Consider the following 12,470-nt stretch of genomic DNA (forward strand, 5'->3'; position numbering starts at 1 on the left):
GATTTATAAGATGAATCTTTTAACCTATAAAAAAGAGGCCGTTGAATGGACGGAAGCTTTGCCGCTCGGAAATGGAAGAATTGGTGCGATGCACTTTGGCGGAGTTGAGACAGAACGTTTTCAATTAAATGAAGATACATTGTGGTCAGGACCGCCAGAGAGGACCCGAGAGTACAATGATCAAGAATCCTTACAAAAGGTAAGGAAATTAATCAATGAAGAGAACTATGAAGGTGCGGTCAATGAAACAAAGAATATGTTTGGTCCGTATACACAGAGCTATATGCCGTTAGGGAACCTTACTATTCAATACCTTCATGGGGGCACAACAAGAAGCTATAAGCGGACACTCGATATTGGAACAGCCATTTCAAATGTTACCTACACAGTGGGAAAAATAGAATATACCCGTGAAGCCTTTATTTCACATCCGCATCAGGTATTAGCTGTCCGGCTTACTAGTTCCGTTGCCAACCAATTAAATGTGATCGTTTCATTAGATAGTACGTTAAAATATCAAACTTCCAATTCTTCAGAAGAATTGGTCTTACAAGGAATTTGCCCTGAAAAGTGTGCACCTAACTATGTACATGAGGACGAACAGCCCATTGTATATGGTGAGTTTGGTGAAACACAAGCGATTCATTTCGAAGGAAAATTAGGGGTTGTTATCGATGATGGAAAGCTAGAGTCTTCGAATGGGAGACTTTCTATCCAAAATGCAACAAATGTTGTTCTATATTTTTCTGTTTCCACTTCATTTAAGGGCTTTGATCAACTCCCTGGGGTCGGATTTGAAGAATTAACAGGGCAAAATGAGGCCATTCTTTCAAAAGCGATGAGCATTCCTTATGAGCAATTGAAAGAAACACATATTCAAGATTATCAAACTCTTTACAACCGTGTTGAATTTTCATTAGGTCATAAACAGACAGAAGAGCTGCTTGATACGGATGAAAGAGTACAGAAATATAGTGCGGATGATTTAGCGATGGTCGAGCTTTTATTTCAATATGGACGTTATTTGCTGATTTCCTCTTCAAGAGAAGGAACGCAGCCGGCCAATTTGCAGGGAATATGGAATGACTTGACTCGGGCACCATGGTCATCTAACTATACCTTAAACATTAATACAGAAATGAATTATTGGCCTGCTGAGGTGACGAATTTGTCTGAATGTCACCGTCCACTGTTAAAGGCAATCCAAGAACTTTCGGTAACGGGGGAGAAAATGGTCAATGAGCGGTATGGCATGAATGGGTGGACGGCCCATCATAATACCGATTTGTGGAGACATGCGCATCCTGTTGGGGGCGAGCGCCACGGAGATCCGAACTGGGCTTTTTGGCCAATGTCAGGGCCATGGCTATGCAGCCACTTGTGGGAGCATTATCTTTATACCCAGAATAAAGAGTTCCTTCGGGAAGAGGCTTACCCGATAATGAAAGGGTCAGCACAATTTTGCCTAGACTGGCTGGTGGAGGATGAGAATGGCTATTTGATCACTTCACCGTCAACATCACCGGAGCATCACTTCAAAGCAGAAAATGGACAAGAAGGCTCGGTTACGAAGGGGTCCACAATGGATCTGCAGCTGATTTGGGATTTGTTCACCAATTGTGTGGAAGCAGCGGAGATTCTGGGCATAGACGGTGCTTGGATACATCAAGTAACGACAGCAAAAGACCGCCTTCAACCGTTACAGATTGGGAAGTATGGCCAATTGCAGGAATGGCTTCTTGACTATGAGGATGCTGAACCACACCATCGACATGTCTCTCATTTGTATGGAGTCTATCCAGGTAAGCAAATTATTGATGGTCCATTGTTAGAAGCTTCCAGGCAGACATTAAATCGACGCGGAGACGCTGGAACGGGCTGGAGTCTTGGCTGGAAGATGTCCCTTTGGGCTCGTTTGAAGGATGGGGAACGGGTAAATGCATTGCTTCATCAATTATTTAACATTTGTACTGCGAAAAGGGAAGTAATGGTTGGGGGAGGATTGTATCCGAATCTACTGGGTGCCCACCCGCCTTTTCAAATTGATGGGAATTTTAGTTATACAGCTGGGGTTGTCGAGATGATCATCCAATCTCACAAAGGTTATGTTGAATTATTACCGGCACTGCCTTCCACATGGGTACAAGGATCTTTATCGGGAGTACGGGTTCGAGGCGGATTTGAGATCAGCCTTTCTTGGGATAAGTTGCAGGTCAGTCAATTGGACGTAACTAGCCATGCTGGGAACGAATTCATTTTCAAAACGCACAACGCGGTCATTGTTTGTGAAGAAGGAAAGGATAACATAACTGTAGAGCCTATTGATGGTTTTATTTCACTTGAAATGAGCAAAGGCCAAAAATGTCAGCTGCTATTTTAATTCATTTACATTAGGATAAAAATCATTTGCTAGAGGTGTAAATTATGGAACAGTTAAGAATTGGTGTAATTGGGACAGGCGGAAGAAGTACAATTGTGGAATATTGGCACAATCCGACTGGAAATTCGATTGTTGTTGGAGCGGCAGATGTATCCGTGGAAGCGTTAGAGAAGTTCAAAAAGGAAATTAATGAAGAAGCTTTTGTTACAACCGATTATCGAGAGCTGCTATCGAGAGAGGATATCGATGCGGTTGCAATTTTAACCCCAGATTATCTGCATGAAGAACATGCCATTGCAGCGCTCCAAGCAGGAAAACATGTTTATTGTGAAAAACCATTAGCCATCACACCGGAGGCTTGCGATAGAATTCTAGATGAAGCAAAAAGATCTGGAAAGCATTTTATGATTGGTTTTAATATGCGTTATATGAGCATGTACCAAACGATGAAAGAAATCATCGATTCTGGTGTGATTGGCGATATTAAAGCCGTCTGGGTAAGACATTTTGTTGGGCTTGGCGGATATTTTTATTACCACGATTGGCATGGCACTGCAGCAAATACAACATCCTTATTGCTGCAGAAGGCATCTCATGATATCGATGTTATTCATTGGCTTACAGGCAGCTATGCAACTAAGGTTTCTGCTTTCGGAAGTCTGGATTATTATGGGGGAGACAAACCGAATGATTTGCATTGTCCTGATTGTGAACTGAAGGATACCTGTCCAGATGCCAGCTTAGAAAGGTTAACACAATGTGCCTTCAGAGAAGAAATCGATGTGGAAGATAATAATATGCTGATTATGGAACTAGAAGGCGGTATTAAGGCATCCTATATGCAGTGTCACTTTACACCAGATTATTCTCGAAACTATACCATTATCGGTACAAAGGGACGAATCGAAAATGACGATGTGAATGATAAAGTTTATGTGAAAACAAGAAAGTCTGGATCCTGGCAGAGCGGGAGCGACATCACCTATGAGATGAAGAAAATGCCTGGAACACATGGTGGTGCAGACCCACGCATTTGTGAGGATTTCGTGAATTTAGTTTTATATAATAAGCAGCCGTTAACATCACCATTTGCCGGACGAATGAGTGTTGCGGTTGGATGTGCAGCAACAGATTCGATCCGTGCAGGCGGGAAAGTTGTCCCTATTGAACAGGGCAGACACAAACAATCTATGGAAAAAGATATAGTGTGTCTGCCTTAACGTTTTTGTGCTATAATATTTAGAATTAGTAGAATATTCTTTGAGACTTCTATTGTTTGGGGTGGTAGAGATTTTTAGTTTAGATAGCCGCTTGTATCAAATCTGCTTGTGGATGTATCACTTCATGTATTTAAATATCCTATTTATTCTAAGCTGTATACCGATTATTACGATTTTTCCTGCCATCGCTGCACTTTTTGGAGTAGTAAGAAAGTGGAGAAGAACGAAAGAAGTAGCGGTATTTTCTCAGTATAAGGAAATGTTTATAGAAAATTGGAAGCAAAGTTATTTAGTCGGGGTTGTTTACACGATAATCGGAACCTTTTTAATCCTTGATTTACTATTTTTACAACAAATGAATGTACCATATAAAATGTTCATTCAGGCTGCGGTCCTATTTGTTAGTTTAATAGTTGGTTTATCCTTTTTAAGTATCTATCCATTGATGGTTAATATGAACACATCCTTTAAACACTTGTGTATTAATAGTCTTAAAGTAGGTATATACAAAATTCATTTATCGATTATTTGTATGATCATTCTTAGTGCATGGACGATTCTATCATTACGGTTTTCCTTTTTAATTTTCTTTTTCTTTTTTAGTGTTTCCGCTTATCTAATATATTGGATTGCGGATCTTAAGTTTAAACACTTAATACCAAAGAAAGAATCAGCGAATCAATTAAATAATAGGTCTGCATAGAAAAAACAGATGGGATTCCATCTGTTTTTTTCTATGTATCTATCTATTTGTTAAATAAGTTCGAAGCGAATATGGTGGTGTGAATTATTTTCCAGTTGATGGGTTGACAGGTTTAGTAGGGGGAGTGTATATTCGAATTAGTTTCCAAATACGTAAAGTAAAACCTCTCTTAAACAACTTGATAAAACCTTGAAATGTATTTCCAAAATAGAATAAAAGTCTGATATCTTTTTGGAGCGAGTGCTTAATTCCATAACTAAGAGGTGTTTTATTAGTGGCTAGGTTAAAGGATATTGCGGAACATGTAGGTGTATCTATTTCTACTGTTTCCAGAGTCATACAAAATGACCCATCACGAAATGTTAACCAGGAAACAAAAAATAAAATATGGGAGGCCGTGAGAGAGCTTGGATATGTCCCAAACCAGCATGCCCGAAATCTGGTGAATAACCAGCAGAAAAATAGTGATACAAGGACAATGAAAATTGGCTGGGTGGCTAATCCGAAAACAGCAGAAACCAACCCTTACTATGCCGAAATTTACACAGGAATTCTTGATACGTTAACAAATCATGGCTACAGCTTAATTACTATAACGAAGGATGAAATCGAAAACGAGACACTTCTCCTTAAGACAATTCATGATCTGGGAATTGAGGGACTTCTTCTAATTGATAAAATTGAGGATAGCATAATTGAATATATTCAACAAAATGTCCCACTTGTAGGATTGGACTTTTCCTATACAGACAAGAATATCGCTAATATCGATTATAATCGCGAGGCAGCAATAAAAATGGTGGTTCAGCATTTAGTTAAACAAGGGCATCGGAACATCGGTTTTGCTGGTGGCGGTGCAGGTGAAAATTATGAAGATTTATCTGCTGAATATCGATTTAAAGGCTATCAAGCTGCTATGGAGGCAGCGGGATTTGATATTCACCCTGATTGGATCATCAATACGAAGTGGAAAATGGAAAATAGTTACGAGGAAATGAATCAGCTCATTAAAAGGAATCCGGCTCATTTACCAACAGCGATGGTTTGTGCCAGTGATCTGATGGCAATCGCTGCAATGAGAGCTGTGGTAGAAAATAATCTTAGGATTCCAGATGATATCGCCTTCTTTGGAGTGGATAATCTTGAAATGGGGAAATATTCTTCGCCCCCGCTTTCAACGGTGGAAATTCCTAAATACGAAATGGGTAAGATGGCTGCCAGAACCATTATGGAAATGGTAGAAGGGGTCATTACTCTTCCAATCAAAATCATTTTACCATTTGAATTGGTCATTCGGGAATCATCTACAAAAAAACGAACCTAACTGGTTCTTTTTAAAACATTATCAGGAAAACGTTTGGATTAAATGCGGAAAATTTTCCGGGAATAATCCAGCGAATTATAAATTGTATAACATTGAGGGGAGAGGTTTAGATGAAAACAATGACAGCCATCTTAATCGGAGCTGGTGATAGGGGGGCAAGGGCATATGCTCCGTATGCTTTGGCCTATCCAAATGAATTAAAGATTGTCGGAGTGGCAGAGCCAGATGTGGAAAGACGAGCAAAATTGCAGCAAACGCACAATATTCCTAATGAAAATGCCTATGAGGCATGGGAAGAGGTATTAGACCTTAATCAAAAAAAGGCTGACATTGCGATTATATGTACCCTTGATCGGAATCATTTTCAACCGACAATGAGAGCTTTGGAACTTGGTTATCATGTATTGTTGGAAAAACCAATGTCCCCGGATCCAATGGAATGTATTTTAATGGAACAGGCGGCAAAAAAATATAATCGGCAGCTTACCATCTGCCATGTTCTAAGGTATACAGACTTTTGGTCGACAATAAAAAAGGTTATTGCCAAAGGAGAAATTGGAGAGGTCGTATCACTGCAATTAAATGAAAATGTAGAAGTGATGCATATGTCCCACAGTTTTGTTCGTGGCAACTGGAATAATAAAGAAAAGTCCAGTCCGATGATTTTGCAGAAATCCTGCCATGATATGGATATTATTTCGTTCGTAATGGGCAAGGAATGTAAGCGCATTAGTTCTTATGGATCCCTTATGCATTTTAAAGAAGAGAATGCACCGCAAGGAGCTCCGCAAAGATGTTTAGATGGCTGTCCTGCTGAACTTGAATGCCCATATCATGCTGGCAGGTATTATCTTGGCCAGGGAAAAGGCTGGGCTAAGAAATTCACCGAAGATTATTCAAATGAGGGCATTATCAAAGCATTGCAAGAAACACCATACGGAAAATGTGTATACCGCTCAGATAATAATGTCGTTGACCATCAGGTGGTCAACATGGAATTTGAGGATGGGGCAACTGCTACGTTCAGCATGTGCGGCTTTACTAGGGAGCAAACGCGCATCGTACAAATCATGGGAACAAAAGGAGAAATTCGTGGAAATATGGAGGAAAATAGTATTTCTGTCTTTGATTTCCTCACCAAGCATGAAACTGTCATTAATTTCGACAATCCAGTCGGAGGACATGGCGGCGGTGATACGGGAATCATAAGGACATTTCTCAAGGAAATTCAATTTGGAAATCATGAGGATAGTGTCTCTTCAGCATCTGCTTCGGTTAGAAGTCACCTTATGGCGTTTGCCGCTGAAGACTCGAGGTTAAATCAGGGCCAATCTATTAATCTCGATGACTATTATCATCGTTTGTTAGAAAATATTGAAGCTTAAAAAGTATCTGGAGCATAATCGATAATATAATAGGTCTGCATAGAAAAAACAGATGGAAGTCCATCTGTTTTTTTTCTATGTATCTATCTATTTGCTAAATATATTGACAATTCACGAGTGATTTGTTAATTTTGTGTTATCGATAACATATAATTAACAAGATAGGAGGGGTCGGTATCAAAATTATTGATTCTCACCAGCATTTTTGGAAGCTGGAACGAGGAGATTACGACTGGCTTACAAAAGATATGGGTATCCTTTTCCAAGACTATTTACCAGAAGATTTAAAACCTTCATTAGAAAAATACTCAGTCTCAGGAACGGTCCTTGTTCAAGCGGCACCTACATATGAGGAGACCAATTATCTCCTATCCCTATACGGAAAATATGATTGGATTTACGGTGTTGTTGGCTGGTTAGATTTATCATCCCCTGCCTTCGGCGAACAGCTAGATGTATACATGCAACAGCAAGGATTTGTTGGTTTACGGCCGATGTTACAGGATATTGAAAAAGATGATTGGATTTTACAGGAGCAGGTAATCGACAATTTGAGACACCTTATTTCAAAAGACGTGCCCCTTGATTTATTAATTACCGAAAGACATATAACTTATATTGAAGCTTTATTAAAGAGGCTACCAGATTTACGCGTTGTCATTGACCACATTGCGAAACCGGAAATATCGAAAGATGGGTTTGAAAAATGGAAAGAAGATATGACGAAGCTGGCAAAATTCCCTGCAGTTTACTGTAAATTGTCCGGTTTTATGACACTGGCAGATTCTTGGGAAGCTGATGACTTTAAGCCTTATATTCACTATGTGGTTCAGGCTTTTGGTTCTTCCAGAGTGATGTTTGGCAGTGATTGGCCGGTCAGTTTATTGGGAGGAAGTTATCAGAAGGCAATACAGATTGTTATCGATAACTTACCAAGTAAGTTAAGCGACACAGAAAGAGAGCAAATTTTTTTGACAAATGCGAAATCATTTTATTTGTTGAAAGAAAGGTGTGAAAAAATATGAAGCTGACAAATAATCAAGATTTAACAAGTATTGTAATGTCCGAGATTGATAATGTCGCTACCCTTTTAAAGGAAGTAGAAGCTGGAGAAAGCTTACAGTACGCAATTAACGGCAGAAAAGAAACAGTAACGGCTAAACAAGCCATTCCGTTTGGACATAAAATCGCCATCAAAGCTATCCATCCATCTGAACATATCGTTAAGTATGGACAGGTGATTGGTGCAGCTATTGTTGAAATTTCCCCGGGAGAACATGTTCATGTACATAATATCGAGGGAATTAGAGGCAGAGGAGATAAAAAGAAAGGGGAACACCATTCATGAACACAATAAAAGGGTATCGGCGGGCAAACGGGAAAATGGGAATCCGTAATCATTTATTAATTATTCCCACTGTTGTTTGTGCGAATCATGTAGCGAATCGAATCCAGCAATCTGTGCCAGATTCAGTAGCGATTCCACATCAGCATGGCTGCAGCCAGATTGGAGAAGACAAGGAACGGACATTTAATATTCTCGCAGGAATGGGAAAAAATCCAAATGTCGGTGGTGTTCTTTTAGTTAGTTTAGGCTGTGAAGTGATTAACGCCGAGGAATTGCAAGAAGTCATTTGGGAAACGGGTAAACCGGTAGAATGGATTGATATTCAAGATACAGGCGGCACCGTTAAAGCGATTCAACAAGGCATTGAAATTGCAAAGCAATTATTTAACGAGATAGAAAAAATACCGCAGGTCGATGTACCGCTATCAGAATTAATCGTTGGTGTGAAATGCGGCGGTTCTGATGCAACTTCTGGATTGTGCAGTAACCCTGCATTAGGAAAAGCATCAGATATGCTTTTGAATCAAGGCGGAACCATTGTAATGGGAGAAACAACGGAGATTATCGGCGCTGAACATATTGTTGCAGAAAGTGCTATTAATGAAGAAGTTGCCAATAAGCTGTATTCCTATGTAGATAAGTTTGAAAAAGAAGTGGATCGAATTGGAGCAGACATGCGAGGGGGAAATCCAAGCCCAGGTAATATTGAAGGCGGCTTGTCTACCATCGAGGAAAAATCGCTTGGCTGTATCAGTAAAGCAGGTTCAGCACCATTGAAAGACGTACTAGCGTTTGCTGAAGAGATTCCAGGGAACGGCTATTACTTTATGGATTCTCCAGGGAATGATATTGAGTGTGTTTCGGGTATGGCTGCAGCCGGTGTTCATCTGGTCTGCTTTACAACGGGACGAGGGACACCAACAGGAAATCCGATTATTCCCGTTATCAAAATTACTGGGAATGAACATACTGCTGTAAAAATGGACGATAACATTGATATTGATACCAGCGCCGTGATGAAAGGAAAAGAAACAATCGAGGAAGCTGGCAATCGTATTCTAGAAACAGTTATTAAAGCTGCACAGGGTGAACTGGTAAAAGCTGAGATTTTAGGTCATCAAGAATTTAGTATCAGCAGAATCAGTATCAGCCTCTAAACATTCATAAGGGAGGTTTATTAATATGGGGAAATTTAGTAATCGTACTGCGCTTGTCACGGGAGGAAGCCGGGGAATCGGTGCAGCCATTGTCATGAGGTTAGCGGAGGAAGGAGCAAATGTGGCGATCAACTATACTTCACCACGTTCATTTGAAAAAGCAAACGCTTTAAAAGAAAAAGTAGAGGAACAATTTTCTATAAAAGCAATGGTTGTGAAAGCAAATGTTGGGATTAAGGTTGAAGTTGACCAAATGATTGAAGAAGTAGAAAAAGAGTTAGGACCGGTGGATATCCTTGTGAATAATGCCGGGATTGCGCCATTCGAACCATTTTTAAGTGTTTCAGAAAAAACATGGGATGAAACGTATCAGACGAATGTAAAATCAATTTTTTTAACTTCTCAAAGAGTTGCGCCAAATATGATTAAAAATAGATATGGAAAAATCATTAATATTACATCAACGGCCAGTGTTCTTGTGACGAGCCCAGTGATTCCGCATTATATATCATCAAAAGCAGCAGCTAGTCATTTAACCAAAGGGCTGGCGATTGAATTAGGGAAATACAATATTAATGTCAATGCAGTTGGACCGAGCACCGTTGCAACGGATATGTGCGAAGAATATCTCGAAGATCCACAAATTCTTGCAAAAGAAATTGAAGCCAATCCAATGAAGAGACTGGGTACAGAAAAACAAATTGGGGATGCTGTTGTATTTTTATCTTCTGAAGAAGCGATGCAAATTAATGGTCATCTTTTAATGGTAGATGGTGGATTAACCGTTAAAGCAGCACAGCCTGAGGATCATATGGATCATGATATGGAGGTAACAGTATGAGACTGCTTGATAAAATAGCCGTTATCACTGGAGGAGGCAGCGGAATTGGCAAGGCAACAGCTGAGCTTTTCGCAAAAGAAGGAGCTTTCGTCATCATTACAGATATTCATCAAGAAAATGGACAAGGAACTGTATCTGAAATTGAACAACAAGGCGGAAAAGCATCATTTTATGAAGTCGATGTAGCAAACCCTGAAGCAGTTGAATCTGCTATCGGACAAATAATAGAAACATATAAAAGAATAGATATTTTATTTAACAATGCAGGAATCAGCAATGTAGGAAGAGTAGATGAAGTAGAGCCAGATGTTTGGGACCGGATCATGAGCGTGAACGTAAAAGGCGTTTATTTGCCTTCTAAATATACGCTTCCATATATGATGGAGCAAAAGTCTGGCGTCGTCATTAATATGTCATCATGTGCTGCGGAAATGGGATTGGCAAAGCGGGCAGCCTACGCGGCAACGAAAGGAGCAGTACTCGCTCTAACAAAATCGATGCAGGTGGATTATGCTCCATATAATATTCGGGTTAATGCCCTGCTGCCAGGCACAATCTTATCCCCGTTTGTGGAAAACTATTTAAAAACTTCTTACGATGACCCTGAAGTGGCAATTGCAGGAATTAAGAAGAGACAATTAAGTGGAGAATTAGGAAGACCTGAAGATGTGGCCAAAGCGGCACTATTTCTTGCTTCCGATGAATCGTCTTTCATGATGGGATCTCCACTTTATATTGATGGCGGCGTTGTTTTTGGAAAGAATGCATAGGAGGCTGAAAGGAAAATGAAATTAGCAACTTTTATAAAGAATGAGAATGAAAGATTAGCAGTGAAATTGGACAATCAATTAATTGATATCGAAGAAACGGCAAAGAAAGCGGAATGGAATGAAGTGATCACAGATGTCATGCAGGTCATTCAGTTTCAACAATCGCATTTACAGGAGTTTGAGAAAAAGGTTAAAGAGGCAGTTGCAAATGGCAATGCCGTTGTGATCGAAGAAGAGGATCTTGAATGGGGTCCGTGTGTTACCCAGCCACATAAAATCATTTGCGTCGGTTTAAACTATCGCAAACATGCCGATGAAACGAACGCACCATATCCAGAAGTGCCAATCCTGTTTAATAAGTTTGACAATACTTTAACTGGTCATCAAAGTGAAATTGCCATTCCATCTGTAACGAATGAACTAGACTATGAGGTGGAATTAGGTATCGTAATCGGGAAAAAGACAAAAAATGTTTCTAAAGAAGAGGCACTTTCTCATGTGTTTGGCTATTGTACAGTCAATGATCTATCAGCAAGAGATCTTCAAATGAGAACCCATCAATGGCTGCTTGGCAAAACATGTGATGATTTTAGTCCAGCTGGCCCTTACTTAGTGACAGCGGATGAAGTAGGAGATCCAAATAATCTGAGTTTGAAAACATATGTGAATGATGAACTAAGACAAGACTCCAACACATCTGATATGATTTTTTCATGTGCAGAGATTGTCAGCTACATTTCTCAGCATATGACGCTTGTGCCTGGAGATCTTATTTTAACAGGTACACCAGAAGGGGTCGTATTTGGCCTTCCTGTGGATCAACGTGTTTATATTCAGCCGGGAGATGTGATCACGGTTGAAATTGAAAAGTTAGGAAAGCTTACGAATAAATTTGTAGAAGAAAAGGCATTAATCCATGCTTAAAGGAATTCCGCCGATTCTTTCACCAGAACTGATGAAAGTTTTGATGGAGATGGGGCATGGTGATGAAATTGTTCTTGCAGACGGAAATTTTCCGGCTGCAAGTCATTCTAGTATTTTACTTCCTGGTCATGGACATGGAGTCGCAGAGTTCTTGAGCGCGATAGTAGAATTTTTTCCGCTCGATACATACGTCACCTATCCAGTCATACTGATGGATCCGGTCGAAGGTGATGAAAAGGAGCCGGAAATCTGGAAGGAATACGAAGCAATCGTAAATAATAGCAGCGACGTGCCTGTTCAGATTGAAAAAATGGATAGAATGGCTTTCTACGAACGAAGTAAAAAATCCTATGCCATCATTGCTACAAGTGAACGAGCTCCGTATGCGAATATTATTTTGAAAAAAGGCGTTCTTTAA

Annotated in this window: 12 protein-coding genes; all 12 read left to right on the forward strand. The window is 39.9% G+C overall.

Going from position 1 to position 12,470, the window contains the following annotated elements; all coding sequences use genetic code 11:
* Window positions 1-10: 10 nt before the first annotated feature.
* The 12 genes from V7108_RS15435 to fucU all read left to right on the forward strand — a co-directional run bounded on the left by V7108_RS15435 (window position 11) and on the right by fucU (window position 12,470).
* Entirely contained in the window at window positions 11-2,380 is a 2,370-nt protein-coding gene (locus tag V7108_RS15435) for a glycoside hydrolase family 95 protein (RefSeq protein ID WP_335568728.1), read from the forward strand.
* A gap of 44 nt (window positions 2,381-2,424) precedes the next feature.
* Window positions 2,425-3,600 (forward strand): Gfo/Idh/MocA family protein, encoded by a 1,176-nt coding sequence (locus V7108_RS15440; RefSeq protein ID WP_335568729.1) that lies wholly within the window; start codon window positions 2,425-2,427, stop codon window positions 3,598-3,600.
* A 124-nt stretch (window positions 3,601-3,724) separates the two neighbouring features.
* Complete coding sequence (locus V7108_RS15445) at window positions 3,725-4,303, forward strand: YesL family protein (RefSeq protein WP_335568730.1); 579 nt, start codon at window positions 3,725-3,727, stop codon at window positions 4,301-4,303.
* 274 nt (window positions 4,304-4,577) lie between these two features.
* The gene (locus V7108_RS15450; protein WP_335568731.1) at window positions 4,578-5,627 is read left to right on the forward strand and encodes a LacI family DNA-binding transcriptional regulator; all 1,050 of its coding nucleotides are present in this window, start codon (window positions 4,578-4,580) and stop codon (window positions 5,625-5,627) included.
* A gap of 110 nt (window positions 5,628-5,737) precedes the next feature.
* Complete coding sequence (locus tag V7108_RS15455) at window positions 5,738-7,012, forward strand: Gfo/Idh/MocA family protein (protein WP_335568732.1); 1,275 nt, start codon at window positions 5,738-5,740, stop codon at window positions 7,010-7,012.
* Between the two features lie 185 nt (window positions 7,013-7,197).
* A complete protein-coding gene (locus tag V7108_RS15460; protein ID WP_335568888.1) occupies window positions 7,198-8,037 on the forward strand; it encodes an amidohydrolase family protein in 840 nt (279 codons plus the stop codon).
* Window positions 8,034-8,360 carry a UxaA family hydrolase gene (locus tag V7108_RS15465; RefSeq protein ID WP_335568733.1) on the forward strand — a complete coding sequence of 109 codons (327 nt, stop codon included), beginning with the start codon at window positions 8,034-8,036 and terminating at the stop codon, window positions 8,358-8,360. Before V7108_RS15460 ends, V7108_RS15465 begins: the two co-directional genes overlap by 4 nt.
* Window positions 8,357-9,517 carry a UxaA family hydrolase gene (locus V7108_RS15470; protein ID WP_335568734.1) on the forward strand — a complete coding sequence of 387 codons (1,161 nt, stop codon included), beginning with the start codon at window positions 8,357-8,359 and terminating at the stop codon, window positions 9,515-9,517. Before V7108_RS15465 ends, V7108_RS15470 begins: the two co-directional genes overlap by 4 nt.
* A 25-nt stretch (window positions 9,518-9,542) precedes the next feature.
* Window positions 9,543-10,358: an SDR family NAD(P)-dependent oxidoreductase gene (locus tag V7108_RS15475; protein ID WP_335568735.1), complete on the forward strand. Its 816-nt coding sequence runs from the start codon at window positions 9,543-9,545 to the stop codon at window positions 10,356-10,358.
* On the forward strand, window positions 10,355-11,128 hold the full coding sequence (locus V7108_RS15480) for an SDR family NAD(P)-dependent oxidoreductase (RefSeq protein ID WP_335568736.1): 774 nt from the start codon (window positions 10,355-10,357) through the stop codon (window positions 11,126-11,128). Before V7108_RS15475 ends, V7108_RS15480 begins: the two co-directional genes overlap by 4 nt.
* A gap of 15 nt (window positions 11,129-11,143) precedes the next feature.
* Entirely contained in the window at window positions 11,144-12,052 is a 909-nt protein-coding gene (locus V7108_RS15485; protein WP_335568737.1) for a fumarylacetoacetate hydrolase family protein, read from the forward strand.
* The gene (fucU, locus tag V7108_RS15490) at window positions 12,045-12,470 is read left to right on the forward strand and encodes an L-fucose mutarotase (RefSeq protein ID WP_335568738.1); all 426 of its coding nucleotides are present in this window, start codon (window positions 12,045-12,047) and stop codon (window positions 12,468-12,470) included. Before V7108_RS15485 ends, fucU begins: the two co-directional genes overlap by 8 nt.

This window comes from Neobacillus vireti, assembly GCF_036962345.1.
Taxonomy (GTDB): Bacteria; Bacillota; Bacilli; order Bacillales; family Cytobacillaceae; genus Neobacillus; species Neobacillus vireti_A.